Genomic DNA, 24,734 nt, shown 5'->3' on the forward strand with positions numbered 1-24,734 from the left:
CATGTGAGTATGGGGGTGTTAGATGGCACTTGGTGCCCTTGCGGCCTTGATGGGAGTGTGGTTCGCGGCGATGGCCTCGCCGGGACCGGATGTGGTGCAGATTATTCGGCTGGGCGCACGGTCAACACGCGCGGCAGTGTGGGCAGCTATCGGCAGTACCACGGGCTTGGTGGTGTGGACGGTGGCCTCGCTGGCGGGATTGACCGCGCTGATTTCGGCGCATCCTGTCATCCTCGTAGCACTGCAGGTTGCTGGTGGTGGCTACTTGCTGTGGATGGCTTTTTCTGCCATTAGCGGTGGCATTAAGGAGCGTCGGGCGCCCGCAACCGTGGTGGGCACCGAAAAGAGCGCTCCACAGCCGCGCGGGTTTACCCCGGACGGGATCATCAAACTCGGTACCGCGTACCGCATGGGCCTGGTCAGTGATCTCTCTAACCCCAAGGTGGTCATTTTCTTCGGCGCTATCTTTGCCAATTTTATTGACCCAGGCATGGGATTTGGCGCCAACGCCTTGGTGGGCTCCGTGCTTATCGTTGAAAGCCTCATGATTTTTGTCGGCGTCGCGCTGTGCACTCGTGCGGTGTCGAAGTGGATGTCGAAGAACTCAGCCAGTGTCGACATTTTCAGTGGCGTGGTGTTCGCCCTACTCGGTGTGATCATTTTGGCAGAGGGCATCCGTGGGGTCCTTGCTCTTTAACCACGGTGGTGGCTAGGTATGCTGGTCAGCATGCTAGACGTCTCAATTAGGGGAGAATCCATCAAGCTCGGCCAGTTCCTCAAGCTGGCTTCCTTGGTCGCTACCGGCGGCGAGGCTAAGGAGCTCATCGAGCAGGGCCAAGTCACCGTCAACGGTGAGGTTGTTACGCAGCGCGGAGCCACGCTCGCGCTTGGCGACGTCATCTGTGTCACCGACACCTGCGTCCGCGTCGCCGCTGAGGACGAGGATGATGATTACTTTGATGAAGCCACCGCCGATGATGATTTTGATCCCGAGAAGTGGAGGAACCTCTAATGCCGGCTTTTGAAGCGGAAGTAGGCATGCCCTACGGGATTACCTTGGCTAGCTCTGATGTGAAAGCGTCGGAGAAGTTTTACTCCGCGGTGTTGGGCTGGGAATTTGAGGATGGCGTTGCCCGCCTCCAGGGCCTGCCCGTCGCAGAGATAGTTCCGGGCCAGGACACCTGGGCCACCTACTTCCTCTCCCGTGATCTGGAAGCTGATTGCGCCCGGGTGGAGCAGCTCGGTGGCAAGATTTTGGCCTTAGGAGAGCCTTTGGCTCTCGTCCTCGATAACACCGGCGCCGTGTTCGGGCTGGTGCAGCCGGAGCTGGACCGCTTCGTGGCCGGCGGCGAGCCGGGCACCCCGGTGTGGCATGAGCTGGCTGTTTCCGAGAACTTCCGCTCCGCCTTGGACTTCTATGGCGAACTTTTTGACTGGGAGATCCGCGGCGATGAAGAGTACGCGCTCGCGGAAGAAGAAGGCGCTGCCTTTGCCGGCTTCTGGCATGCAGAGGGCCTGCCCAGTTTCTGGCAGACCTACCTGGGCGTGCGGGATGTCGACCGGGCGGCCAGGGCCGCCCTTGATAATGGTGGCGAGGTGATTCGTGAGCCCTATGAGTCTCCCTTCGGCCGCCTGTGCCTCATTGCCGATTCAACCGGTGCGACCCTGACCCTGTGCGAGGTCGAGGACGCCCCCGACGAGCCCATCGAGCTCTAACCGGATCTCTTGGAGAGCACGCGTCACCATGACGACACCTGGACGTATCGAGGACGTGCGGGCCGTCGTGCGCCGAATTCCGCCCGGTAACGTGTCCACCTACGGTGAGATTGCCAAGGTGGTCGGCGTGGGCGCGCGGTACGTGGGCTGGGTGATGTCGAAGGGCGCAGACCTGCCCTGGTGGCGCGTGGTCAACAGTACGGGCCGCGCCCACACCTCTGCCGCCCACGACCACTGGGATGCGGAAAGGATTCCGCACAACGGTGACCGCGTGCTCCTTGCGGAGTGTGGGTTGGATGCGGAGGATCTGAGGGGCGTCGGCAAGCACGCCCATAAAAGAAAGGACACGTGATGCGCGCCTGGTTGTTTCTTGGCATCGCCATCCTCAGTGAGGTCATCGCCACGCTCTGCCTCAAGGTCGCGCTAGCGCACCCAGCGGTATACGTCGTGGTAGTGCTGGGATACGTTGCAGCCTTTTCCTCGCTGCACCAGGTGCTGCGCTGCGGCATGCATGTGGGAGCGGCCTACGGAATCTGGGGCGCTACGGGCGTGGTCCTTACCGCGGGGTTATCCGCATTGCTCTTCGGGGAAGAACTTACACCCCTCATGCTGGTGGGCATGGGCTGCATCATTGCTGGCGTGGCCTGCGTGGAGATGGGCGGCCGTGAGCCAAAGCCTGAGCTCGTGGAGGTTCAGCCGTGACCTGGCTAGCCCTCGCGATCCTTATTGAAGTGGCCGGCACGCTGGGGCTGCGCATGCTGGCCGTACACGGTCAGAAGTCGTGGGTTGTGTGGGTCGTGGCGGCCTACGTGTCCTCCTATGTGTTCCTCTCGCTGGCCCTGCGCGACGGTATGCCACTTGGCGTGGCGTATGGAATCTGGACTGCCTGCGGTGTTGCGCTTACCGCGCTGGCCTCCTTTGCGCTTTTCCGTGAACCGTTTACGTGGCTCAAAGGACTCGGCGTGGCGCTTATCATTGGGGGAGTACTCCTCGTAGACATGGGCTAAACCTCAAGATGAGGTCTAGACTCAGCATCGTGCTGACAAAAACTGGAGCCCTCGCGCTTACCCTCACCGCTACGCTTGCCGCGGCGCCGGCCGCCCAAGCCCTCACCTTTGACCCGGGAAAAGTCCCGCCACGTACGCAGATGACCGTGCGCTATGCCGACGGCAATGTCGCATCCACGCCTAATGGCCACGAGTCCCGTCCCGCTGTGTCCCTGGTCAAGCTGTACCTGGGTATGTGGGTGCTGAAGTACGGTGCGCCGGAAGACAAAGCCCGCGTGGAAAACATGATCCGTTTCTCTGAGGACGGCACCGCAAGCGACTTAGAACGCAAGTACCCCCAGGCCATCCCTGGCATTATTAGCGAATACCAGCTGGGGGAGACCCACCACAATGGATATTGGGGCCAGACTACGACGTCGACGGAGGACCTCGCCCGATTCCTTGGCGCCATCTTCACGGACCCGGTTGCAGCCCCCATTATGAAGGGCATGTCCACGGCAGCACCCGCGGCATCGGATGGCTACCGTCAGGACTTCGGCACCGCGCAGATTCCGGGCATTTTGGGCACTAAGTTTGGCTGGTCGGATGACCGCCAGGTGCACGCCACCGCGTCCTTTGGCCCAGGCTACACCGTGGCGGCCAATACCTATGGCTCGCCGGGTGACCTCACTGCGGATGTACTGGGTGCTGTCGACGTTTCTGCACCGCCGGCGATACCTGCACCGCCCGCCCCGCCGGCACCGCAGGACCTGCGCGATCGCGCATGCGAGGAGCTCAAGCGCATTGTGCCGGGCTCCTCCCACGCGTGTTAATCACAAGAGCCTCACCTATGCCCCGCGCAGGCTGGCCGCGCCAGGCGAGTGCGAATACGTGTCATCGTTCTTGGCTAGGCGATGCGCGCGGATGCCCAGGTAGATGACCGTCGGGTACATAATGAGCGCCACGAGGATGTACTGCGTGACGAGCTGCCACGTTTCTTCCCACATGTAGTTCCACGCAAAGTGGAGGCAGAAGGAGAAAAACAGCGCGCCTACGCCGATGCCGAGGCGCCACCACCAAGGCTTATGCGCGGCATAGATGGCCCATCCGATGCCGAACCCGGCGATGGCCGTGAGGCTCATGTGCAGGCACGGCCCGGCCACGAGGCGCAGGCCCCACATTTGGAACATGCCAATCCAGTCTGAGGAGTGGTGCATCAGTGCACCCATGGCGGAGTACAGGCAGTTTTCTAGGACCTCGAAGCCCCAGCCGACGAGCGCGCCGACGATGAAGCCGTGCCAGGGCCGGTTGAGCTGGCGGAAGCTGAGGAGGACGAAGACCACGCCAAGGGCCTTGGCAAATTCCTCCGGATAGGCGCCGCCCCAGGACATCATGGATTCCTCCCAGCCCAGACCCACGGAGAGGTCGGTCAGTGGGGTCGCTGACAGCAGCGCCAAGGTCACGGCAGCACCGGCGCCCCAGAGCACGCTTGCCGACGCCCACCCTTTCCCCGGCCGTGCCCACATCGGACTGCGACTCCACAGGAACAGGCCCAGCGCCAAGAAGGCGAAGCCGATGATGAGACTTACGAGGCCCGGCAGCGGAGCCACGAAGAAAATGCCGAGCAGGTTAAACAGGGAAATCGGCAGGCACAGACCAATGATGATCCAGAGGGTAACGCGGAAGATTTTGCTCATCGGAAAGCCTCCATAAATTGTTCGGCAAGGTCGGCCGGCTCACCATTAGAGAAGATGATCTGGTAGTTAAGATCTCCTTTGGCCACGCTGAAGGCGAAGACCGGAGTGAAGCCATCTTTTTCAAGGGTAAGAATGCCGTTGGCATCTTTCACGTCCTCTTCCCGCGGCATGCCTTCGAAATTGGTTGCGCGCACTGCGCGGCGCAGGGCGAGTTCATCGTCCTCAACGCCTTCGGTGATATAGGCCTCGACCAAGGTATCGCCGCAGTCCCAGGCCTGGTTGGCCATGGAATCATGGTTCACGCTGCATTTCAGACCGTCGATGGGCTGGCGCCAGTCAGGGTCATCGAGCACCACCTCTTCCATCTCAGGTTCGCGCTCGGGCAAGGCCAAGCTCAGTACAGCGGGTGAACCAAGGACAAGGAGGGTTGCCCCGAGCACGGCGAAGAAAGGTCCCGTCATCTTCGCCGGCGGAAAACGATAAGAAGTCATGCGCACCACACTAACGTGTGCTTCTGGCATAGAGTGGCGTGCATGAAGGATCTGTACCAATTTGTTAACGGCCCGTGGGTTGAATCCCACGTCATTCCGGATGACCGCGGAGTAGATGGCACTTTCCACGCACTGCGTGATGAAGCCGAAGAGCTCGTCCATGACATCGTCAAGGAGGATTCTGGCCGCCCAGGAACCCTCTACGCCTCCCATATGGACACGGAGGGAGTCAATGCTGCGGGTACCGATACTCTGGCAGCTGACCTAGACAAGCTCGTTGCCGCTGACCCTGAGGAGCTGGCCCACAACCTCGGTGTGCTCGAGCGCGAAGGTGTGGGCGCGCCGGTGACGTTCTGGGTCGAAAAGGACTCGAACTCTGAAGATGCGGTGGCCTACATTATCCAGTCCGGCCTGGGCCTGCCCGATGAGGCCTATTACCGCGAGGAGGCCCACGCTGAGGTCCTTGCCGCCTATGAAAAGCACATGGCCGCCATGCTGGGTTTCCTCGATCCGGCTCGCCTGTTTGGCCTCGGTGCAGAAACCGCAGCGACCCGTATCGTGGCCCTAGAAAAGGAGCTTGCGGCCGGCCACTGGGACGTGGTGGCCTCGCGCGATGCGGTGAAGACGTATAACCCGGTGGACGTCGCCAAGCTGCCCAGCATCACCCGCGCCATCCTGAAGGGTGGGGGACTGCCGGAGCACCGCGCGGTGGCAATGATGCCTTCTTATTTTGAGCACCTTGAGGGCCTGTTCACCGCTGGCCGCATGGCGGATTGGCAGCTGTGGGCCACGTGGCACATTTTGTTGTCGCGCGCACCCTACCTTACTGAGGAGATTGGCCGGAAGAACTTCGAGTTCTACGGCACCACGCTTTCTGGTGCTACGGAGCAGCGCGATCGCTGGAAGCGCGCCGTGGGCCTGGCGGAAAACATGGTGGGACAGGAAATTGGCAAGGTCTTCGTGGACAAGCACTTCCCGCCGTCCTCCAAATCCGAGATGGATGAGCTGGTGGATTACCTCACCGCTGCCTACCGCGAGCGCATCTCTCGGTTGGAGTGGATGACCCCGGCCACCCGCGAGCGCGCGCTGGAGAAGCTCTCCCAGTTCAAGGCCAAGATCGGCTACCCGGACATCTGGCGTGACTACTCCGACCTGGAGTTTTCCCCCAAGGGCGCGGACCTGGTGGCGAATGTGCGCGCAGGTAGCGCGTGGAACCACGACTACGAGCTGGCCAAGATTGGCAAGCCGGCCGACCGTGATGAGTGGTTCTCCACCCCGCAAACCGTCAACGCCTTCTACAACCCGGTGGTCAATGACATCACCTTCCCGGCTGCTATTCTGCGCCCGCCTTTCTACAACCCAGAGGCAGACGCTGCGGAGAACTTCGGCGCCATCGGTGCGGTTATCGGCCACGAGATTGGCCACGGTTTCGACGACCAAGGCTCGCAGTACGACGGCCAGGGCAACCTCAATTCGTGGTGGACCGATGAGGACCGCGCCGCCTTTGAGAAGCTCACCGCCAAGCTCGTGGATCAGTACCAGGGCAAGGTGCCGAAGGTGCTGGAAGGTACCGACTCTGCCGGCGTGAACGGCAGCTTCACCTTGGGTGAGAACATCGGTGACTTGGGCGGACTGGGTATCGCCGTGGTGGCTTACAAGAACTACTGCGCCGACAAGGGCCTAGACATCAATGGCCAAGTGGCACCGTTTGAGACCGAGGGCGCTGAGCCGGAACTGGCGCAGCACGAGTACACCGGCCTGCAGCGCTTCTTCCTGGCCTGGGCGCGCGTATGGCGCACCGCTATTCGCCCGGAGATGGCCGCCCAGTACCTCGCCATCGATCCGCACTCCCCGGCGGAATTCCGCTGCAATATCATCGCGGAGAACATCGATGAGTTCTACCAGGCCTTCGACGTCGAAGGCGGCATCGCACCGGAAGAGCGCGTCACCATCTGGTAGTACCCTGGGGTGCCATGAGTGAGTGGACCATCGGTGGTACTGACCGCCAGCTAACACCGGAAGAACAACTGGAACAGCTTTCCTCCTACATGGAGGTGCACTACCCGCTACCGGATTTCCGCCCACCGTGGGCCGGTGGCGGGTCGCCGGAGGCCGATCGCTACTGTGCGCTGCTGCCCGATCGCATAGTGCAGGCCTCCATGATGGTCTTAGGCTCTGCGGTCGATCACTCCCTGCCGGGGACGGTGTTTACGGACGGCGTCAGCGTCCGGGAGGCTGAGGTCGGGGCGATCTTTGAACCGTCAGAAGCTGAGGGCGGTCGCTGGGCGGTGTCGCTGCACTCCGGTGGTTGGTGGCGTGGTGACGGCAAAGCACTGGAGATGCAGTGGCGTCCCGAAGTGGCCGCGGCGGCGCAGCTATCCGGAACCACCATCATTGACGTCGATTACCCGCTCGCGCCTAAGCACACCGTGGCGGACATGGTTGAGTCCGTTCAGGCGGCCGTCGATTATGCCCGCGCCCACGGCGCGGAACACGTGACGGTATGGGGCTATTCCTCTGGCGGCGCACTAGCGGCGCTCGTGCCTGCCGACGCCCTCCTGCTCACCTTCCCCGATTTCGACGCGCTGGAAAAGCTACCGGAGGAGATCCGTGGCGACTATGCCCTTGACGAGGAGGCACTAACCGCCCAGTATTCGCGCATCCTTGTCCAGACCGCGCTGCAGGATGAGATTGCCGCGCGCGTCAATATCCCCGGAGCGCAGACCGCCGAGTACGTGTCGATGCACCGAATTTCCACCCCCACGGTGGCCCGTCAGCGCATTAAAGAAACGGCGGACTTTCTTAAGTCCGCCGCCTCAACTTCTTAGCTAGGCCTGTCTAGCTTTTACTGTTCCCACTCGGGGCGAATCTTCATCTCCGAGTTCTTCCACAGCCCGGAGCGCTGGATGACCTCGTGGTTAATATCCGCCTCGATGGGGGCGTCACCCTGGGAGTTCGTGCGCAGCTCGTACTTCTCAATGGAGCCCCAATCGCGCGCCCAATCGTTGTTGAGGTAGCTCGGGATCTCGTAGGAGTAGTTCACTGCCTCCGCTGTGGCCATGGCGCCACCGCCGGAGAAGGACTGGAAGTCCGTCAGGGAGTTCTGCGCGGCGGCGTCGGGAAGAATGCGGAACTGCGGAATCTCCGTCACGCCGGCATAGTGGTCAAAGGTGCGCTGGCACGGGAACTGCAAGGCTACCGACCAGTCCAGCAGGGCCGGGGTACCGGAATCGAACTGCGAGCTAATCGTGGCCAGCTCCGGAACGCGCGGCGGGGTAAAGGCCATCCAATCGTCTTCATCCGTGGAGTCATCGACCGCCACGAGACGCACCACGTTGGCCTCCTCCGGCAAATCCTTGAGGGCGATGCGGAGGTTGCGCCACTTCGGCGTCGCGCCGACGTCGGAAAGCTCGGCTTCACCCGTGTTCGTGACCTTGCCGTTCTTGAGGGTGCCGTACTCCAAGGTGAGTTCGGTACCTTCTTGCTCCACGCCGTTGACGTCGTGGTGGTAAATCTTGCCTGCGGCAGACACCGCCAGGACCGGGGTGTTCTCGGACTCTTCCGGCAAGTTGTACCACTGCGTCGTGATGGTGGCGGAGGAGCGCTGCGACTCAGAATAGGAACCCATGACCGGGACCTTGCGGTAATCCAGGTTGAAGGGCAGGTGCATCTCCGAGCCGTTGACGCCCAGGGTGCCGCGCACGCCACCCGCGGAGGAGTCGGTAACCTCGGCGGCCTTCTCCTCGTTCTCCGTGGTCTCAGTGAGCTCTTTCTGCTCGTTGGATGAGGCGGAAGAATCACCGGTGGTGTTCGCAATAGCGCCTACCGACGCCGAGTTGAGGTTCTCCGGCTCGATATCTTCCTTGATCATGTTGGGGCCGAAACCGTAGTTGTCCTCCTTCGTATTCACGAGCGAGTCCTTGAACTCGCCCTCGACCGGGGTGAGGAAGGCATCGTTGGTGTTGGTCTCTACCAGAGTGGAATCCGCCAAGGAGCACACATTACCGCGCAAGGACGCGAGGTTGCCCTTGCCCACCGAGTAGGAATCCGCCTGTGCCACGTAGCCCTTGGCAAAAGAGGCACACGAGAATGCCACGATGAGGATGCAAGCAGCGGCAATGGGAGCAGACATGGCGCCGGCCCAGCGCGAGACCTTGGCAGCGGAGGCCCTCTCAAACTCCTCGAGGGTGCCGTTCGCCTTGGCCTTGTTCTTGCGGTAATCGTGAACCAGCGACTGGTAGAGGCCAATAGCCAGCACCACCATGCCGATGGCCAGCACCACCGTGTTGGCCTCGATGGCCTTGAATTGTACGGTACGGTCCCACCACGGGATGCCGAAGGAGGAGACGTACCACCAGGCGTTCCAGCCACCCAGGGAGATCGCCATGAGGAAAATCACCGCGGCGATGGAGAAGGTACGGGCGCGCGGCGAGCGCATGGCGATTTGGGAGAGCACCACGGATCCGAGTGCCGCGATAACACCAGCGATGCCGGCGTAGATACCGAAGTGGTGTGTCCACTTCGTCGGGGTAAACATGAGGAAGAACGCCGACAGCGCCATGATGGCGAGCAGGCGCTGGGTAGGACCAACCTCCGCGCCAACAACGCGATGGTTCTTGATGAAGGCGTAAATAATGAGTGCCAAGCAGAAGAGCATGGTGAACATGGCAAAGCGGCGCGTGAGCGAGCCGTCCACGGAAGGTTCAAAGAGCGTGGAGTAGCGCACGAACTCCGAGTACCACGGCAGCGAGGGGCCTACCTGGGAGCGCACGCGCGTGGACTCGAGAACCGAAGCCAAGGTTTGATCACCAAAGGCCGCGACCATGACAGCGGTGCCGCTGGCGAGGAACGGGGCGATGAGGGCCAGCCATCCCACCTGCTGTGCCCGTTCGCCCATGATGCGGAAGAGCGCGGGCAGGCACACCAGGAAGATGCCTACAGCCGTCAGGCCCGTCGGGCCTGCGGCCAGGGTAATGGACGCAACGATGGTGCCTACCGCTGCCGGCAGGAGGCGGTGTGTGGAAATAGCACGCTCAAAGGACGCCCACGTCACCATGACACCCAGCGCCACGATGGGCTCGGGGCGGATGCCGTTGTTGTACGGCAGCCAGAAAGCCAAGAACATGAATGCGGCGGTCCAGTGCGCCAAGCGCCTGTCGTTAACGCGGCCGCCAAAGCGCGGCAGCATCTCACGCGAAAGAATGAACCAAATGATCAGCGCCGAAATAAGGGAGGGCAGGCGCACGATGATAGAGGCGCTGGAGAGCTGGGAAAGCCACGCCACGAGGTCATAGTAGGGTGCGCCGAACGGAGCCTCGGGCACGCCGTACCAGCGGTAATAGTTCGCCATATACGTCGCATGATCCGAGACTCGGCCCATGGTGAGGATGAAGCCATCATCAGAGGTATTGGAACCGAAGATGTACCACCAACCGAGGATGGCAGCCACGACGCCATCCAGCGGGCGGATCTGCTTCCAGGTCTCCGGCATGAAGCCAAAGTGCTTGCCATCGAGGCGGTCAATGCGCCACAGGCACACCAAGCTGACCACGACCATGGCCAAGCCCAGCCACATGGCGATGAGCTTGATCACTGTGGGTGAGGACGTGAATCGGGAGTTGACCTCCACGTGGATGCGCAGGTCTTTTCCAAGTTCCTGGAGGTTGTCCGGAGTGTCATCAATTTCGGTGTACACGCCGGTGACCTGCGGACGCATGTCCTCGTCAGAGGTGGTTGTGTGCTTGCCCACGGTGACGGTGGTGCCGTCCTCTGTGGCATTGATGCTGAGGGTGGCGTCGTCAGGCAGCTTCGCCACCTGCTCAGGGGTAAGTGAGAACAGTACCTCGTCGAGGCTGGTGACGGAAAGCCCATCCTCGCCGGCGCGGACGAACATGCCGCGGTTGGAGGCCTTCTTCGACTCTGGCGGAATGGTGCCGTAGAGCAGGTCTTGGCCTTCGCGGAGCTTATCGACGGCCGCCAGTGGGATCTCTGCCTCAATCTCCTCCGGCGCCACTGAGATGAGCGGTGCGTTGATGGACTGCAGGGAGTCCTGCTGAGGCCAATCGAAGGAGGACTGGGTTTGGTTCACCGGCAGCAGCGGCGTGGCCACAAAGCACAGAAAGCCGATGAGGCCGGCAATGATGGCGGTGAGCCGCAACGACTGCGGGGCTGAGGTTTTCCTATCTGACACGGCGATCAGTGTACGTCACTGCCTCGCCGTATTGAGAAATGCTGTTATGTACGCGCCGCCACAACGAAGGGACCGATTTGGGTTGTTTCCCAGCCCTTCTCAAAAACTTCGGGGTTGAAGAACACCGCACGGTAGCGCACGTTGGGTTGGTTCGGGTAGATATCCTCCGCCAAATGCGTCTTGTATCCGTCCCCGGGTTCTTCCACATCACCGCGGAAGATGAGGACATCGGGCGCGCGCCAAGGCGAGGAATCGAGAGATGCTGCAAACTCCTCGGGGCTCTGCTCCCAGGAACCCTTCGCCCAGTCCTCAATTTGCAGGTTACGGGTGGTGAACTCACCGAGCGGGTTGGCGTAGTGGCTGGTGAAGGCGTTGAACCCGTAGTAGGGGTTGTAGGCCATGAAGAGTTTTTCGTCGGTCAACACGACGGTGTCGTTAGCCGCGTGGCCTTGAGTATCGATGAACTCTCGAATCTTGCCATAATCAGCAGCGGAATCGCTGGTGTAGCGGTCTGCGCGCTCGCCGTAACCATCGGTATCGGTATAGGCGTGGTCGAGGGCCGATTCGTTGGTGGCAGGGATCTGCTGGGCATAGTAGACACCGCCCATGCCCAAGATGATGGCGAAGGCTACGGTGACTCGCTTGCTCGTGGTGCCGATCATGTGTGCTGGGTAGAGGGATGGCAGTCCCATCAGCCGGAAATCCGCGAGTGCGAGGATGCCGGCAGTGGCGAAGAGAAGCACCACAACGATTTCGAGGCGGAAGCCCAACAACGTGTGGCCAGCCAGGGTCATGACCATGGAGGCCACAGTCCACAGGTAAGTACCTACGAGTGCGGTGCTCAGTGAACGCAGGTCCGGCTCATCGATGCGCAACACCAAATACACCAGGCCAATAAGGCTGAGCATGCCGATGACCGATAGTGAGAGGAAAGGCGCAGGGATCTGGGTCCCTTCCTCCGGAAGGTAGTGCTGCGCGGCGGACTCCAAAGGACTGGTGGCCTGCAGGACACCAGCGATATAGGGAGCCCACGCGATAGCCGCGATGGCCAAGGAGCCGACGGCGATGGCGGCGAGATGCACGAAAGGAGTCCACGTGCGCTCCGATACGCCGATAACGAGTGCGATGAGGGTGACGATAGTCAGTGACACCGCGCCGGTATAAAGCGTATAGAAGCACGCGGAGATACCCAGGTAGAGAGCAATAGCGAGCGTTGCGAACCAGGAGCCGTCGAAGGCACGGGAACACAGGAGGGCGACCGCAGGCACGCCCATGGCGAGGACCGCGGAATAAGGTTCCTCGGCACCCAGAGTGAGTGTCACCGCGGTAGTGGTCAGCGCGATAGCGGTGGCCACGGGAAGGGAACTGACCAAACGCTGCCACAGGGGAACCAGGATGCACCCGGCTACTGCCAGCGAAATGAGTGCCCACGGCTGGTAGACCTCCCAGCCAGGCATGTTGAGAAGATTAGCCAGGCGGCCGCCCATCCAGAACCAGCCCAAGGGATAGAACGTGGGCAGCCCCTCATAGTTCATGTCCGCATAGGAGCTGGCCTCAGTGGCGCGGGTCAGGAACTGGGTACGGAAGACTTGGTCCACCTGGACACCATCGAGCCACAGGCGCGACGCCGAGAGCGGCAGGCCGATGGTGGCGAGGGTCAGCAGGGCAGGCGAAATGTAGCACAGCGCAATCGTGAGCCACGAGCGCCAGCGCGGGCGCTGGGTGCCATTGTGCTCGTCAAAGAGCCACCACACGCACAGCGCGCCGACGAGTCCGACGGTCAGCACCGTTCCCGTCGTGCTGAGAGCACGAGTGACCATGGAGGTGCTAAACGCGGGCAACGAGACCGTCTTGAACGCAAAAAAGCCAAGGAGCGTGATGAGGCCGCCGCCAAGAGCGGCGGCGGCGATACCCACAAGGCTGGCGCGACGCGAGAGACGGTCAGCGTCATATTCCATGGCGGGGGACATGGCAGGGGACTCAGTCATGCTTTAAGTCTCCCACACGCTACGGACTTAGCGGAACTTTAGAACGGCAGCTTTCGGAAGATTGCCTGCGGGATGAACTTGAAGCCCAAAGACACGTACTCGAAGAACGGGTGTACGTAGATGGACTGCTTGCCATCCAACACAGCCTTGACGGTGGCCTTGGCCACGTCAGAGACGTTAACGGTCAGCGGTGCTTCACCAGCGTCGGCGGACATCTTCGTGCGCACCTGGCCCGGGCGGACCACGAGCACCTTGGCGCCGGATCCGCGCAGGGCCTCGCCCAGGTTGATGAAGAAGCCATCGACGCCGGCCTTGGAGGCGCCGTAGACAAAGTTGGAGCGGCGCACGCGCATACCTGCGACGGAAGACAGTGCCACGATGGTGCCGTGACCCTGCTCCTTGAACTTCTGGCCCAACAGCACGCCGAGGGAGACCGGTGCGGTGTAGTTGGTTTGCGCAGACGCCACGGCCTTGGCCTGGTCCTGCCACAGCTCTTCTTGGTCACCAAGGGTTCCGAAGGCAACGATGGCGATGTCGACGTCGCCACGCTCAAACGCGCGCTTGACGACGTCCCCGTGGCCCTCGAAGTCAGTCGCGTCAAAGTCAATGACCTCGACGTCGCCACCGCGGGACTCGATGGTTGCGCGGGCATCCGCGATACGCGGTGAGTCGGCACGAGCCGCCAGAGTGACCTTGGCCGGGCCGCGCTCGAGGAATTCCTCGACGATGCCCAAGCCGATTTCGGAGGTGCCGCCGAGAAGGAGGATGTGTTGTGCTTGGCCTACTGCATTCAGCATGAGGTGATTCCTTTCTAGTGCAGCTCGAGGCGGCGGGACATATCGGAGGCAAAGACGCCGGTCGGGTCAATCTCGTTGCGGGTCTTGAGCCAGCCTTCCATGCCTGGGTACATCTTATGGAACTTCTCCGCCGAGGTGCGGGACTCCTTGGCCAAGTAGAGGCGGCCGCCAAACTCCATGACGCGGTTATCCAGATCGTCGAGGAAAGCGCCCAGGCCCGGCTTAATGGGGAAGTCCACGCAGACGTTCCAGCCCGGCATCGGGTAAGACAACGGAGCCTTGTTACCCGGGCCGAAGAGCTTAAACACGTTCAGGGCAGAGTAGTGACCGGACTTCTGCATGTCGCGGATGATGTCCTTGAAGGGCTCGACGGCGTCGGTCGGCACCACAAACTGGTACTGCAGGAAGCCGTTGGATCCGTAGCCACGGTTCCACTCGCCGATGAGATCCAGCGGCTGGTAGAACTGCGTGAGGTTTTTGACCTGGTTACGCGCCGGGGAACCCATGAGGTAGTACGCCTCACCGATGGCCATGAGGGACAGCTTGTTCATGGTGAAGTTCGGGAAGATATCCGGAACGGTCATCAGCTGCGGGGCGTTGAACTTCAGCGGGTCCTTCGCCAGCTTCGGGGCGAGCTCTTCCAGCTGTGCCAGCGTGGCCAGGGAACCACGGGAAATGGTGGAGCGGCCCAGCTTCGGCTCTGGGGAGATGACGTCGAACCACGCGGAGGAGTACGTGTAGTTGTGCTCCGAACCATCGGAGTGGAAGGCTACGGTCTCATCAAGATTGCTTGTGCGGTCGGTATCCGCGATGAAGTAGGCGGTCTCCGTCTTGGTCATCTTGATCTTGGCGCGGAGGATGATGCCGGTCAGGCCCATGCCACCGACGGTGGCCCAGAAGAGCTCGCCTTCCGGATCCTCATCTGAGCCTTCCGGGGTCAGGTGCAGGACGCGGCCATCGGCCACGAGCAGCTCCATGGAGACGACGTGGTTACCGAAGGAACCTGCAGAGTGGTGGTTCTTACCATGAATATCCGGACCAATGGCACCACCGATGGTGACCTGGCGGGTACCCGGCAGGACCGGGACCCACAGGCCGTAGGGAAGGGCGGCCTTCATGAGCTGGTCCAAAGTGACGCCACCGTCAACGTCGACGATGCCCGACTCTGGATCTATAGAGTGGATGTTGTTGAGGGCCTGCATATCGATGACGAGGCCGCCGCCGTTCTGGGCGGGGTCACCGTAGGAGCGGCCCATGCCGCGGGCGATAACGCCGCGGCGCAGGTGGGATGGTTTATCGGCGTTGTCCTCGGCAACCTGGGCAACGGCGGTCTTGATGACGTCCACATCCGGGGTGGACAAGACATGAGCGGTCGACGGCGCAGTGCGGCCCCAACCGTACAGGGACTTCTCAGTAGTATGCAGTTCCATCTCTTCTTCTTTTGACTCGATGTGATGGGTCGATTCTCCACCCTACATAGCAACAGAGGCATATGGCGTGAGGGAAAACGTGAGATTAGGTACACATACAAAACAAACCGGACAGGCGTACTGTCCGATTGTGCCCGTTTGGGTACATGCTAAAAGTCGAGGAGTGCGGCCTTAGTACAGATCCATGATGTCTCGGATCTCCGCGGGCAGTTCCTCTTGGCTCGTGATCTCCGGTCCCTCATACTCGCGGAGGAGCTCGTAGACTCGCGTCCGTGATGCGGAATCGAGGATTGGCAGCTCTTCAGCGATGAGCCTGGTCATGAAACCGTCGAGAGGCAATGCGGTGTGCTCGGTGGCCAGAAAGTGGCCGTGGCGCTTATCGTCCTCAGCACGGTCGTCGTGAGCCGCGCGCTGCGCCGGGGTGAGGTGCTCTTTCTTGGAGGAGTACATGCACGGTAGCCTACCGTCCGCCTAAAGTGGGGCGGTATGACTTCACCCAAGACCGATAATTACGCGCTGGATGACACCCTCGCTGGACGTATTACTCAAGCCGCGGCCGTGGGCATCATGACCGCGTTTCCTGATTGGATCAAGAACAAGACCGCTTTGGTCTGCGCTTATGTGCTGTCCTTCCTCGGGTTCGGTGCGCTTGTAGCCTACGTCAACGCCGAGAGCCACGAGGACCAACCGGAGCCGGAGACTCCCGACGTCCCCGTATGGGCCATCCCGGTTGCCTTCGGCATTTTGGTGCTTGGCGGCTGGCTTTCCATCAAAACTCAGAAGAGCCTCGTGGGCTTTATCCGCCGCCGCGGAGTGTCCAAGCCATGGACTGTGTGTGGCGCTATCGGTGCTGCGCTCGTCTTCGTTCTGAGCGAGTTGGAGGCGCGCGAGAACGCCGCCCGCAACTAAAAATGCGTATGGTGGGGCACATGAGCTCAAAGGTCACAGATCTGGCGCAGGTCCGCGCCGATCGTGGCGACGCCGCTCGCACCTTGCTCTGCCAGGTCTCCAACGTCCGCGCGGATGCTGAAGTGCACCGCCAGATTGGTTTCTCTGACGCGCTGACGCTCAACGAGCTTCACCACATCCTCGAGGTTTGCTTCGGCCTTCCGGACGAAGATTCTCCGTGGCACTTCTTCGAGCACCACGACGCCCGCGGCGAGCGCATTGATCCGAATCACGCCGTGCGTGAATTTCTTCGCCGCGAAGGCGAGCAGATGGATTATGCCTGGGGGCTGTGGGATTTCGAGATCGTCGTTGTCGAGACCTATCCGCGCGATAGCGGCACCCCGGAGGCTCTGTGCGTGGGCGGCTCAGGTTCTTTCCACACGCCGTTTGATCTCACCGCTGTTAATGCAGAACTCACGGGTCAAGAAACCATCGACGAGGTCCTCGAACTTGTCGTCGCCCCCGTTCGCGCGCTCATTGAGCGCACCCGGCTCTACGATTTCGTTCCACTCCTCCAAGCACTAGACCTGCGCCGCGAGATAACCGTCGATGCCTCCACACTCAGCCAATTGCGCACGTTGCCGCGTGAGGTCACCAACGAGGGCAGGGACGCTTTCTGGTCCATGGCTCTCGCATTGTCCTGCATGGGTGGCCGTGAGCTGACAGATTCCGTTGTGGAAACGTCAATGGCGGCGCTGGGCTGGGTCGATGATGATGGCGAGGAGCTTCGCGGCCCTGAGATCCGGGACTTGTGTACTGCGTCCCTCGAGGTTTTGGCGTCCTTAGGAGCCTATGGCGCAAATGCCGCCGCGCCGGTAGATCGCTTGGACATTTACCGTGCCCTTGTGCGCGGGTAGAGTATTCGGCCGTGACTAAACCAACCTCGACCGGTGACTCCACTCTGAAGACGCAGCTCGTCCGCTTCGTCTCCGTCGGTGTCTTCACCGCCGCCATTGATTATGGCCTTACCTTATTCCTTACCTATCTCGGGCTGCACCGTTCTCTAGCTAAGGCCATCGGCTGGGTCTTTGGCACCATCGCAGCCTACGTGGCCAATGCTCGGTGGACCTTTGGCGCACAGGTGTCCGGCCGTACTGCCGGCGCGGTGGGAATGCTTTATCTATCCACCTTTGCGGTGCAAAACTTCCTCTACTGGGTACTCAATGCTCCTCTTATTAGTTTGGGCTTTGAGGGTGCCCTCAAAGACACCATTGCCTTTGTCATCGCACAGGGCGTGGCAACGGTGACCAACTTCGCTATTCAGCGCGTCTTTATTTTCAGGGGCAAGTAAACTCCCTGCTATGCCCACTCGCGCCGAACGCCTTTCCCAGTCGAATTCCCTGCATGCGCAGGGCGCGAAGTTCGCTATTACGGGAGCAATCGCCGCGGTTATCGACGTCTCCATAACCTGGCTCTTCCAGATTGGTTTGGACCTCTTTGGTGACGTGACCTCGCGCACCTTGGGCTTTGCCGCCGGCACCCTCGTGGCGTACGTGCTTAATCGGCGGTGGACCTTCAACGCGAATGCGTCGAAACGCCGCTTTGCGGCTGTCATCGCTACCTACGCCATGACTTATGCGATCAATATCCTTCTGTATCGCTGGGCGTTCCCTTTCTTTGACCACAACCTGGAATGGCCCTCCTCGTGGGCGCTCGCCGTGGCTTTCGTCATTGCGCAGGGCACGGCGACGATTATTAACTTCCTTGTGCAGCGCTGGGTCATTTTCCGCAGCACGCGGAAATCCTTTGAAGTGGAGTAGCGACGGAGCGTGGCAGAGACTTTATGGGCGGCGAAAGTCTTCCTTGCGGCCACGGTTGTGCAGGCGCAGCCACTCCATAAAGCCCTTGACATCATGCTGCTGGACAAGGAAAAACCAGCCAAAGCGCGCGAACTCCTGTGGCAGGAGCTTGCGCATGCCGCGCTGCCACAGCAGGTAGCCGCGATTGCGGTAGGTGAAGAAGCGCTTGAACTCGCCTTCCGGGTACTGAGTGTGCATTTTTCCACCGAGGATGGGCTTGAACTCATCGGAGCCGTCCGGGTGGAGGTAGCTCGTGGTCAGCGCGGTGCCGAAGCTCAAGCCTGAGTTGACCAGGCGGCGGTGGTACTCCACTTCATCGCCGCGGATGAACAGGCGGTAGTCCGGCACACCGATGATCTCCATGGCCTCGGCGGAGATGAGCGCGCCATTGAAGAGGGAGGCGATGCCGGGGAGAAAATCACCTTCGAGCTCGCTCATGTAGCGCCGCCACACTAGACCCTGGCGCAGTGGGAAAGCCAGTTTGGCGGGCTCGTTGATGTTGCACACGGCGGGGGAGACCTCGTGCAGGCTGTTTTCTTCCGCGACGCGGTAGAGCTCCTCCAGCACGTGGTGGTCGGCAGGACGGCCGTCATCATCCGCGCACCACACTGCGTCTGCACCCAGGGCGAGTGCGGTGAGGAAGCCCAGCGCGAAGCCGCCCGCGCCGCCGAGGTTGGTTTCGGAAGGCACGTAAACGCCACGCTCGCCGGCCAGTTCGTGGAGTAAATCCTCCACGGCTTGTTCCGCGCCGTTATCCACCACGATGACCCACTGCACCGGGTGCGTTTGGTTCACCACCTGCTCAAGCGAGGCGCGCAGCAGCTCTACGCGCTGGTGGGTGACGATCACAGCGGCCGTCGTTCCGGCTTGGGACAAGGTGGCAGTCATGCGTTCCATTGTGCCACCCACAGTGCTCAGTAGGATGTTGCCATGGCTGTGAAAGATATCGAAGAGATGTGGGCTCCGTTCAAACTCACGGTGCAGGTAGGCAAGCTGACGCTGCGGGTTCTGCGCGATAGCGATATCGCCGCCATTCACGGCGTTACCGCCGCCGAGATTTTCGGCGAGCCGCTTCCGGATTACACGTTCCCGTGGCTGAAGGAGAAACCTGATCCCAGCTTTCGGTGGGCACACCGCGCGCAGATGTCCCCAGAAGAATGGTCGCTGGACTTCGGTGTCCACCTCAATGGTGAGGTCATTGGTTCAGTAGATCTGCGGGCGAAGAATTTCCCCGACAACCATGAGGTTGAAACCGGTTCGTGGATTTACCACCGCCTTCAGGGCCGCGGGATAGGTACGCAGATCCGTCATGCCGCTGCAGTCTTCTGCTTTGAGTACTTGGGCGCATGCCAGCTGCGCTCCGAGTGGGAGCCGGGAAATGAAGCTTCCCAGGCTGTATCGCGCAAGCTGGGCTACACCATCAACGGCAACAAAGCAGTGTTGCGCAAAGAGGATTATCAGCCGGGGCCGGAAGTGACTGTCAGGGGCATGACCGAGGAGCTGGGTGCGATGCTCGGGGTGAGGTGCCCTAAGTGACGAAAGTTTGGTCAGCCATTCGCTGAGGGCCGGCAAGATTGGCAGCTAGGGCAGTAGGAACAGCGAGGATTTCGTGAAAACAAGTGAATAGTTGCCTGTTTTCACGGAAACTTAGGCGTTCTCCTCGTTATCGAAACGCTTGCGCAGATCCCGCACGTACTGGCCAACCTCAGGGCCTTCGTACTCGCCGACGACGTCGGAGACCTCGCCCACCGACCGAATCTGACCGTGGTCGATCCATAGGGCGGTATCGCACAGTTGCGCCAGGAAGTCATTGGAGTGGGAAGCGAAGACTAGGATGCCGGAGCGCTTCACCAGATCCTGGAGGCGCACACGGGCCTTGGCCATGAAGGCGGCGTCGACGGCGCCAATGCCTTCGTCGAGAAGCAGGATCTCCGGCTCAATGGAGGTCACTACGCCCAGCGCCAGGCGCACGCGCATACCCGTGGAGTAGGTGCGCAGCGGCATGGAGAGGTAATCACCCAGCTCAGAGAACTCGGCAATCTCATCCATCTTGGCCTTCATCTGCTTGATGGTCTGGCCCAAGAAGAGGCCGCGGATGATGATGTTGTCGTAGCCGGAGACCTCTGGGTCCATGCCCACGCCGAGGTCGAAGACCGGGGCCACGCGCCCGCGGACGTCGGCAGCGCCGCGCGTAGGTTCGTAGATGCCGGAGAGAAGGCGCAGCAAGGTCGTTTTACCAGCGCCGTTGTGGCCAACGAGCCCCACGCGGTCACCTTCACGCAGGTGGAGGTTGATGTCTTTAAGTGCTTCCACCATGACCACGTTCTGGTCATTCTTACCAATGGAGCCACCGGCGGTGGAGAGCATTGCCTTCTTCAGCGAACGGGACTTGGCATCAAAGATGGGAAAGTCCACGCAAGCGTTATACGTATCAATGGAAACCATGGACAATCCTTTCTAGACCCAGTAGGAGACGCGGAAGCGCCACTGACGCATGGCCAAACCGGCGATGAGCAGGCCGACGACGGTGCAGCCAATGACGATAAACCAGTGATAGGCCGGCACGTGCACACCAATGAGCGGGCCGCGGACAATCTCCATGTAGTGATAGAGCGGGTTGAGCTCCGCAATACGCGCGCGGCTCGCCACGGCTTCGCCCTGTTCTTTGAGCGTGCTCGTCATCCACACGATCGGCGTGACGTAGAAGAGCAGCTGTGTCAGTGCCTCCAGCAGCGGGGCGACGTCACGGAAACGAGTGGCGATGATGCCGAAGAACATGGCCACCCACACACCGTTGACCAGCAAGAGTGCAAAAGCCGGGATGCACAGGAAGAACTCCCAGCCCAGGCTGCGCGGGAAGATAATGATGAGCAGCAGCCAGATGATGAGGTTGTGGCCCAAGAAGAGGGTTTGCCGCCAGACCAGGCGGTAGACGTGGACCGAAAGTGGCGCAGGCAGCTGCTTAATCAGACCCTCGTTTTCAATGAAGACGGTGGCGCCTTCCTTGATGGCGCCCGAGATGAAGTTCCACATGATCAGGCCCACGGTCACGTGGGGCAGGAATTCTGCAACCGGGATCTGGAAGAGCATGGAGTACAGCAGGCCCAGGGCCGCGGCCATCACGCCGGTGGCGATGGTGATCCAGAAAGGACCCAGTACCGAGCGGCGGTAGCGCTGTTTGATGTCTTGGATACCCAGCTTGAACCACAGCTCGCGCTGGCGGGCTCCTTGCAACAGGTCGGCGAAGGCCGCCGACATGGTCATAGACCGCGAAGCTGGCTCTTCGCCGGGTGCAGGCGGAGTGGTCATGCGGGCGACGTCGTCACGCAGGTTTTTCTTGTCTTGCACGCCCTTCACCCTAGCGCGCGCTTATGCCAAACAGCTACACACACGCCCGCCACCTGCGAAAACATCGGCGAGCTGGGAAAATCTCGGGTTAGGAAAGATTTACGTGGGGAGTATAGAGTAGGGAGACGATCGGACGATATGAGAAAGGGCCGCAGCATGACGCAGCAGTATGACGTCGCCAGTGTGCGAGGTCTTTACACTGGGTTGTCCGATGGCTGGACCTACCTCAACGCGCATGCCGCGCCGCAGATTGCGGAGCGCGTGGCATCGGGTGTGGCCCGTTCCTTCCGCACGTCCGCTACGGTGAAGCCGCAGGAGGATACCGTCGGCGCGCACTCGGCTCGCCGCGCGCCGGGCGAGTTGCTGGCGGATGACATGTATTCCTCCGCGCGCCGTGCCGTGGCCGATCTCACGGGTGCGACGGCAGACCGCGTTATCCTCGGCCCGTCCCTGCCGGTGCTCTACCAGTCATTGGCGGCAGCGCTGCGTCCGCTTGTACGCCGTCAGTCCTCAGTGGTGCTCTCGCGCCTCGATCCTCCGGAGCTGTCCAGGGCATTCGCGCACCTCGACGCAGACATCCGCTGGGCCCAGCCAGACCTGGGCACGGGTGAGCTGCCGGCGTTCCAGTACGCCGAGTTGGTCGATGGTTCCACGCGGTTCGTGGCCTTCCCCGCCGCGCACGAGCTGCTGGGCACGGTCACGCCGACGGCGGACATCATTGATGCGGTCCATGAGCGTTCCCGAGCCTGGGCGCTTGTCGACGTCTCCTCGGTAGCCCCTTACCGCCGCATCGAATTCGACTCTGTGGGCGCGGATATCCTCGGCGTGGATCTAGGCAAACTGGGCGGGCCGCAGTTGGCGGCGCTGGTCTTCCGCGATACCGCGATGTTCCGCCGCCTTGATGACCTCGTGGTGGGCCCGGTCTCGCCGGGCCTAGCCGGTGGCGTGGGGCCGCTAGCGGATCACCTCGCTGCCCTAGCCGGCGGCGAACGCGGTTCGCGCCGCGTGCGCCTGGGGCGCTCGCTCGATGCACTGTCGTCCTACATGGAGGAGCTCTGCGGTGATCTCTATAGCCTGCTGGGCACCCTGCCGGCAGTCCACATCTTGGGCGTAACAGGTGAGGCGGCTGCCGACGCCTCCGATGACCGCCTCCCGCGGCTTACCTTCGCCGTGCGCGACGTACCCGCGGATGTGATTCACCGCCGCCTTTTCGACAACGGCCTCGTCACCACCACCGCGCCGCACACGCCGCTGCTCACCGAGATGGGCGTGGATGAGGTCGGCGGTGCTGTCACGGTTTCCCTGAGCCCGTTTAGCACGTACCAGGATATCGAGCACCTGACTCGCGTCGTTGCCTCCTTGGCCTAGAACCTCAACGAGGGAGGTTTAGACCTCGAGGACGAGTTTGCCCGTGACCTCGCCGGAGTCGAGGGCTTTGTGGGCTTCGGAGGCGTCGGCAAGCGCGTAGGTGGCGTGCAGGTGGTGCTTGACGCTGCCGTCTTCCAGCCACGGCCAGACATTCTTGACGGTGTCGGCGACGATGGCAGCCTTGCCCTCCAACGAGCGGGAGCGCAGCGTGGTGCCCTGCAGGGTCAGGCGCTTGCTCAGCAGAATAGCCATGTTGAGCTCGGCCTTCGTGCCGCCCTGCATGCCGATAGTGACCATGTGGCCGCCCTGCGCCAGCGCAATGAGGTTTTTCTTGAGGTACTTCGCGCCCATGATGTCGAGGATGACATCGCACTGATTCTTCAGCTCTTCGGCGAAGTCCTGCTCGTTGTAGTTGATGAGGATGTCCGCGCCGAGTTCCTTGCAGGTCTCGAGCTTCTCATCGGAGCCAGCCGTGACGGCGACGGTAGCGCCGAGCTGCTTGGCCACCTGGATGGCGAAGGTGCCGATGCCACCCGCGCCGCCGTGGATGAGGATGGTCTGGCCTTGAGTAAGACCAGCTTCCATAGCGATGTTGGACCAGACCGTGCAGGCCACCTCGATGACGGATGCGGCCTCGGCAAAGGAATAGCCGGTGGGGATGGGCAGTAGCTGGCCTTGGGGCACGGCCACGTACTCGGCGTAGCCGCCGCCGGCCAGCAGTGCACCGACCTTGGAGCCAACCGCGACGTCGGTGGTGCCTGCGTCAACGACTTCGCCTGCGACTTCGAGGCCGATAATCTCCGAAGCGCCTGGCGGCGGTGGGTAGTGCCCACGGGCCTGCAGCAGGTCGGCGCGATTTACACCGGCGGCTGTGACCTTAACGAGGACTTCGCCGTCGTGGAGTTGAGGTTTGTCGGTGTCCCCCAGCTCCAGCGAGTGTGGGTCTTCCGGATTGGTCTGAATGATGGCTTTCATGCCACACCACCGTACTTAAATCCAATCATCCTCGACGAGGAAGCCGTTGACCGTGATAGCAGCAGCGTTGGCCTGGCCCATGGCCATCGCCACCTGTGCGCCTGGATTGACCACGTTGCCCACCGCCCAGACGCGCGGGTGGCTGGTGGCACCGGTGAGATCAGCCTCGATCAGGCTGCCGCCCATCGCCGGCGGCGGGCTGTGGCGCTTGAGGTTGAGGTCAGCGAGGAACTCATCGTGGGGGCGGGGAATGGGCATGTAAAACAGTGCATCGACGGCATGCTCGTCGCTTTCCAGCAGGACTTTTCCGTCTTGGAAGGCGGTGACGGGGCCGTCGATAAGCGCAATGCCCCGCCGAGTCAGGTCCGCGCGCTGCTCGTCGGTGAATTCCATTCCATTGGTGAAGAAGGTGATGTCCTTCGACCACTGGCGCAGAACCGCGGCATGGTGGAAGGAGAACTCGCCGATGTAGAGCACGCCGAGCTTCTTGTCCGCCACCTCGTATCCGTGGCAGTAGGGGCAGTGGAGGGCCGTATTTCCCCAGTTTTCTTGCAGGCCCGGGATAGCTGGGTGCTCGTCGTCCACGCCGCTGGCGACGATGATGGAGCGGGCAGCGACGGTCTCACCGTTGCTCAACGTGGCGGTGAGCGTGCGGTCATTATCGGTGACAGCATCCACGGTGGCGTTCACGATTTGTGCGCCATAGCTGCGCAGCTGTTCCTTGCCGCGCTCCTGGAACTCAAGGGGTGGCGTGCCCTCGAGGGCAATGACTCCATGAATTTCATGGGCGAAACGGTTGCGGGGAGTGGCGGAATCAACAATGAGCACGCTGCGGCGGGCGCGGACCATGACTAGGGCTGCCTGCAGGCCGGCCGCGCCACCGCCGATGATGAGGGTATCTACTGTCTGCATGGCCCCGAGCAAACCAGAGGAGGGTTTATATGGCAATGGTTTTCAGTAGTTTGTGGCAGGCGTCACGCCCAACCCTGACTTGGCCAAGT

Annotated in this window: 27 protein-coding genes; 15 read left to right on the forward strand and 12 right to left on the reverse strand. The window is 61.5% G+C overall.

Annotation, left to right across the window (positions count from 1 at the left end; genetic code table 11):
* Positions 1-22: 22 nt before the first annotated feature.
* Genes NX84_RS01635 through NX84_RS01665 form a run of 7 tightly spaced genes read left to right on the forward strand, consistent with a single transcriptional unit; the run spans position 23 to position 3,535 of the window.
* Positions 23-697: a LysE family translocator gene (locus tag NX84_RS01635; protein ID WP_039673072.1), complete on the forward strand. Its 675-nt coding sequence runs from the start codon at positions 23-25 to the stop codon at positions 695-697.
* A 30-nt stretch (positions 698-727) separates the two neighbouring features.
* Entirely contained in the window at positions 728-1,012 is a 285-nt protein-coding gene (locus NX84_RS01640; protein ID WP_039673291.1) for an RNA-binding S4 domain-containing protein, read from the forward strand.
* Positions 1,012-1,716, forward strand: a complete 705-nt coding sequence (locus NX84_RS01645; protein ID WP_039673074.1) for a VOC family protein — start codon at positions 1,012-1,014, stop codon at positions 1,714-1,716. The genes NX84_RS01640 and NX84_RS01645 overlap by 1 nt, the downstream gene beginning before the upstream one ends.
* Before the next feature lie 28 nt (positions 1,717-1,744).
* The gene (locus NX84_RS01650) at positions 1,745-2,068 is read left to right on the forward strand and encodes an MGMT family protein (RefSeq protein WP_039673076.1); all 324 of its coding nucleotides are present in this window, start codon (positions 1,745-1,747) and stop codon (positions 2,066-2,068) included.
* A complete protein-coding gene (locus NX84_RS01655; protein ID WP_039673078.1) occupies positions 2,068-2,418 on the forward strand; it encodes a DMT family transporter in 351 nt (116 codons plus the stop codon). Before NX84_RS01650 ends, NX84_RS01655 begins: the two co-directional genes overlap by 1 nt.
* Positions 2,415-2,723 (forward strand): DMT family transporter, encoded by a 309-nt coding sequence (locus NX84_RS01660; RefSeq protein WP_039673080.1) that lies wholly within the window; start codon positions 2,415-2,417, stop codon positions 2,721-2,723. The genes NX84_RS01655 and NX84_RS01660 overlap by 4 nt, the downstream gene beginning before the upstream one ends.
* Positions 2,724-2,752: 29 nt before the next feature.
* Positions 2,753-3,535, forward strand: a complete 783-nt coding sequence (locus tag NX84_RS01665) for a hypothetical protein (protein ID WP_052319611.1) — start codon at positions 2,753-2,755, stop codon at positions 3,533-3,535.
* A gap of 15 nt (positions 3,536-3,550) precedes the next feature.
* Here the strand turns inward: NX84_RS01665 and NX84_RS01670 are convergent, their stop codons facing one another.
* Together NX84_RS01670 and NX84_RS01675 are read right to left on the reverse strand one after the other, a co-directional pair.
* On the reverse strand, positions 3,551-4,399 hold the full coding sequence (locus NX84_RS01670; RefSeq protein ID WP_039673082.1) for a PrsW family intramembrane metalloprotease: 849 nt from the start codon (positions 4,397-4,399) through the stop codon (positions 3,551-3,553).
* Complete coding sequence (locus tag NX84_RS01675) at positions 4,396-4,890, reverse strand: hypothetical protein (RefSeq protein WP_039673296.1); 495 nt, start codon at positions 4,888-4,890, stop codon at positions 4,396-4,398. Before NX84_RS01675 ends, NX84_RS01670 begins: the two co-directional genes overlap by 4 nt.
* A 42-nt stretch (positions 4,891-4,932) precedes the next feature.
* Between NX84_RS01675 and NX84_RS01680 the strand changes: the two genes are divergently transcribed.
* Together NX84_RS01680 and NX84_RS01685 are read left to right on the forward strand one after the other, a co-directional pair.
* The gene (locus tag NX84_RS01680; RefSeq protein ID WP_039673084.1) at positions 4,933-6,849 is read left to right on the forward strand and encodes a M13 family metallopeptidase; all 1,917 of its coding nucleotides are present in this window, start codon (positions 4,933-4,935) and stop codon (positions 6,847-6,849) included.
* A gap of 14 nt (positions 6,850-6,863) precedes the next feature.
* Entirely contained in the window at positions 6,864-7,718 is an 855-nt protein-coding gene (locus tag NX84_RS01685) for an alpha/beta hydrolase (protein ID WP_052319612.1), read from the forward strand.
* A gap of 17 nt (positions 7,719-7,735) precedes the next feature.
* Here the strand turns inward: NX84_RS01685 and NX84_RS01690 are convergent, their stop codons facing one another.
* The 5 genes from NX84_RS01690 to NX84_RS01710 all read right to left on the reverse strand — a co-directional run bounded on the left by NX84_RS01690 (position 7,736) and on the right by NX84_RS01710 (position 15,745).
* Positions 7,736-11,080, reverse strand: coding sequence for an arabinosyltransferase domain-containing protein (locus NX84_RS01690; protein ID WP_039673088.1), 3,345 nt, complete (start codon positions 11,078-11,080; stop codon positions 7,736-7,738).
* A gap of 44 nt (positions 11,081-11,124) precedes the next feature.
* Positions 11,125-13,068, reverse strand: a complete 1,944-nt coding sequence (locus NX84_RS01695) for a galactan 5-O-arabinofuranosyltransferase (protein WP_039673090.1) — start codon at positions 13,066-13,068, stop codon at positions 11,125-11,127.
* Between the two features lie 38 nt (positions 13,069-13,106).
* Positions 13,107-13,865 carry a decaprenylphospho-beta-D-erythro-pentofuranosid-2-ulose 2-reductase gene (gene dprE2 / locus NX84_RS01700; RefSeq protein WP_039673092.1) on the reverse strand — a complete coding sequence of 253 codons (759 nt, stop codon included), beginning with the start codon at positions 13,863-13,865 and terminating at the stop codon, positions 13,107-13,109.
* A gap of 14 nt (positions 13,866-13,879) precedes the next feature.
* Positions 13,880-15,295 carry a decaprenylphosphoryl-beta-D-ribose oxidase gene (gene dprE1 / locus NX84_RS01705; RefSeq protein ID WP_039673094.1) on the reverse strand — a complete coding sequence of 472 codons (1,416 nt, stop codon included), beginning with the start codon at positions 15,293-15,295 and terminating at the stop codon, positions 13,880-13,882.
* A gap of 171 nt (positions 15,296-15,466) precedes the next feature.
* The gene (locus NX84_RS01710) at positions 15,467-15,745 is read right to left on the reverse strand and encodes a hypothetical protein (protein WP_039673096.1); all 279 of its coding nucleotides are present in this window, start codon (positions 15,743-15,745) and stop codon (positions 15,467-15,469) included.
* A 36-nt stretch (positions 15,746-15,781) separates the two neighbouring features.
* Here NX84_RS01710 and NX84_RS01715 point away from each other — a divergent pair, with 36 nt between their 5' ends.
* From NX84_RS01715 to NX84_RS01730, 4 genes are read left to right on the forward strand one after another with little or no spacing between them, the layout of a single operon-like run.
* The gene (locus NX84_RS01715; RefSeq protein ID WP_039673098.1) at positions 15,782-16,204 is read left to right on the forward strand and encodes a hypothetical protein; all 423 of its coding nucleotides are present in this window, start codon (positions 15,782-15,784) and stop codon (positions 16,202-16,204) included.
* A 20-nt stretch (positions 16,205-16,224) separates the two neighbouring features.
* Positions 16,225-17,100, forward strand: a complete 876-nt coding sequence (locus NX84_RS01720; protein ID WP_039673100.1) for a plasmid pRiA4b ORF-3 family protein — start codon at positions 16,225-16,227, stop codon at positions 17,098-17,100.
* 44 nt (positions 17,101-17,144) lie between these two features.
* Complete coding sequence (locus NX84_RS01725; RefSeq protein ID WP_039673298.1) at positions 17,145-17,534, forward strand: GtrA family protein; 390 nt, start codon at positions 17,145-17,147, stop codon at positions 17,532-17,534.
* 10 nt (positions 17,535-17,544) lie between these two features.
* Entirely contained in the window at positions 17,545-18,003 is a 459-nt protein-coding gene (locus NX84_RS01730; protein WP_039673102.1) for a GtrA family protein, read from the forward strand.
* Positions 18,004-18,024: 21 nt separating this feature from the next.
* Here NX84_RS01730 and glfT1 read toward each other — a convergent pair whose 3' ends face one another.
* Positions 18,025-18,939: a galactofuranosyltransferase GlfT1 gene (glfT1, locus tag NX84_RS01735; RefSeq protein WP_174519870.1), complete on the reverse strand. Its 915-nt coding sequence runs from the start codon at positions 18,937-18,939 to the stop codon at positions 18,025-18,027.
* 33 nt (positions 18,940-18,972) lie between these two features.
* Between glfT1 and NX84_RS01740 the strand changes: the two genes are divergently transcribed.
* The gene (locus NX84_RS01740; RefSeq protein ID WP_039673106.1) at positions 18,973-19,578 is read left to right on the forward strand and encodes a GNAT family N-acetyltransferase; all 606 of its coding nucleotides are present in this window, start codon (positions 18,973-18,975) and stop codon (positions 19,576-19,578) included.
* Positions 19,579-19,689: 111 nt separating this feature from the next.
* Here NX84_RS01740 and wzt read toward each other — a convergent pair whose 3' ends face one another.
* Positions 19,690-20,487, reverse strand: coding sequence for a galactan export ABC transporter ATP-binding subunit Wzt/RfbE (gene wzt / locus NX84_RS01745; RefSeq protein ID WP_039673108.1), 798 nt, complete (start codon positions 20,485-20,487; stop codon positions 19,690-19,692).
* Positions 20,488-20,499: 12 nt separating this feature from the next.
* Positions 20,500-21,351, reverse strand: a complete 852-nt coding sequence (gene wzm, locus NX84_RS01750) for a galactan export ABC transporter permease subunit Wzm/RfbD (protein ID WP_052319621.1) — start codon at positions 21,349-21,351, stop codon at positions 20,500-20,502.
* A gap of 195 nt (positions 21,352-21,546) precedes the next feature.
* Between wzm and NX84_RS01755 the strand changes: the two genes are divergently transcribed.
* Positions 21,547-22,758, forward strand: coding sequence for an aminotransferase class V-fold PLP-dependent enzyme (locus tag NX84_RS01755; protein WP_039673110.1), 1,212 nt, complete (start codon positions 21,547-21,549; stop codon positions 22,756-22,758).
* Positions 22,759-22,776: 18 nt separating this feature from the next.
* Here the strand turns inward: NX84_RS01755 and NX84_RS01760 are convergent, their stop codons facing one another.
* Positions 22,777-23,733, reverse strand: a complete 957-nt coding sequence (locus NX84_RS01760) for an NAD(P)H-quinone oxidoreductase (RefSeq protein WP_039673113.1) — start codon at positions 23,731-23,733, stop codon at positions 22,777-22,779.
* A gap of 15 nt (positions 23,734-23,748) precedes the next feature.
* Complete coding sequence (locus NX84_RS01765) at positions 23,749-24,645, reverse strand: NAD(P)/FAD-dependent oxidoreductase (RefSeq protein ID WP_039673115.1); 897 nt, start codon at positions 24,643-24,645, stop codon at positions 23,749-23,751.
* Positions 24,646-24,734 lie beyond the last annotated feature (89 nt).

Source organism: Corynebacterium minutissimum (assembly GCF_000805675.1).
GTDB lineage: Bacteria > Actinomycetota > Actinomycetes > Mycobacteriales > Mycobacteriaceae > Corynebacterium > Corynebacterium minutissimum.

Excerpts from the sequence above, each read along its gene's own strand:
- dprE2 (WP_039673092.1), bottom strand. The coding sequence starts at position 13,865 with ATGCTGAATGCAGTAGGCCAAGCACAACACATCCTCCTTCTCGGCGGC.
- NX84_RS01720 (WP_039673100.1), top strand. The coding sequence starts at position 16,225 with ATGAGCTCAAAGGTCACAGATCTGGCGCAGGTCCGCGCCGATCGTGGC.
- wzt (WP_039673108.1), bottom strand. The coding sequence starts at position 20,487 with ATGGTTTCCATTGATACGTATAACGCTTGCGTGGACTTTCCCATCTTT.
- NX84_RS01710 (WP_039673096.1), bottom strand. The coding sequence starts at position 15,745 with ATGTACTCCTCCAAGAAAGAGCACCTCACCCCGGCGCAGCGCGCGGCT.
- NX84_RS01760 (WP_039673113.1), bottom strand. The coding sequence starts at position 23,733 with ATGAAAGCCATCATTCAGACCAATCCGGAAGACCCACACTCGCTGGAG.
- NX84_RS01695 (WP_039673090.1), bottom strand. The coding sequence starts at position 13,068 with ATGACTGAGTCCCCTGCCATGTCCCCCGCCATGGAATATGACGCTGAC.
- NX84_RS01655 (WP_039673078.1), top strand. The coding sequence starts at position 2,068 with ATGCGCGCCTGGTTGTTTCTTGGCATCGCCATCCTCAGTGAGGTCATC.
- NX84_RS01685 (WP_052319612.1), top strand. The coding sequence starts at position 6,864 with ATGAGTGAGTGGACCATCGGTGGTACTGACCGCCAGCTAACACCGGAA.
- NX84_RS01715 (WP_039673098.1), top strand. The coding sequence starts at position 15,782 with ATGACTTCACCCAAGACCGATAATTACGCGCTGGATGACACCCTCGCT.
- NX84_RS01680 (WP_039673084.1), top strand. The coding sequence starts at position 4,933 with ATGAAGGATCTGTACCAATTTGTTAACGGCCCGTGGGTTGAATCCCAC.
- NX84_RS01645 (WP_039673074.1), top strand. The coding sequence starts at position 1,012 with ATGCCGGCTTTTGAAGCGGAAGTAGGCATGCCCTACGGGATTACCTTG.
- NX84_RS01640 (WP_039673291.1), top strand. The coding sequence starts at position 728 with ATGCTAGACGTCTCAATTAGGGGAGAATCCATCAAGCTCGGCCAGTTC.
- dprE1 (WP_039673094.1), bottom strand. The coding sequence starts at position 15,295 with ATGGAACTGCATACTACTGAGAAGTCCCTGTACGGTTGGGGCCGCACT.
- NX84_RS01635 (WP_039673072.1), top strand. The coding sequence starts at position 23 with ATGGCACTTGGTGCCCTTGCGGCCTTGATGGGAGTGTGGTTCGCGGCG.
- wzm (WP_052319621.1), bottom strand. The coding sequence starts at position 21,351 with ATGACCACTCCGCCTGCACCCGGCGAAGAGCCAGCTTCGCGGTCTATG.
- NX84_RS01730 (WP_039673102.1), top strand. The coding sequence starts at position 17,545 with ATGCCCACTCGCGCCGAACGCCTTTCCCAGTCGAATTCCCTGCATGCG.
- glfT1 (WP_174519870.1), bottom strand. The coding sequence starts at position 18,939 with ATGGAACGCATGACTGCCACCTTGTCCCAAGCCGGAACGACGGCCGCT.
- NX84_RS01670 (WP_039673082.1), bottom strand. The coding sequence starts at position 4,399 with ATGAGCAAAATCTTCCGCGTTACCCTCTGGATCATCATTGGTCTGTGC.
- NX84_RS01755 (WP_039673110.1), top strand. The coding sequence starts at position 21,547 with ATGACGCAGCAGTATGACGTCGCCAGTGTGCGAGGTCTTTACACTGGG.
- NX84_RS01675 (WP_039673296.1), bottom strand. The coding sequence starts at position 4,890 with ATGACTTCTTATCGTTTTCCGCCGGCGAAGATGACGGGACCTTTCTTC.
- NX84_RS01765 (WP_039673115.1), bottom strand. The coding sequence starts at position 24,645 with ATGCAGACAGTAGATACCCTCATCATCGGCGGTGGCGCGGCCGGCCTG.
- NX84_RS01740 (WP_039673106.1), top strand. The coding sequence starts at position 18,973 with ATGGCTGTGAAAGATATCGAAGAGATGTGGGCTCCGTTCAAACTCACG.
- NX84_RS01650 (WP_039673076.1), top strand. The coding sequence starts at position 1,745 with ATGACGACACCTGGACGTATCGAGGACGTGCGGGCCGTCGTGCGCCGA.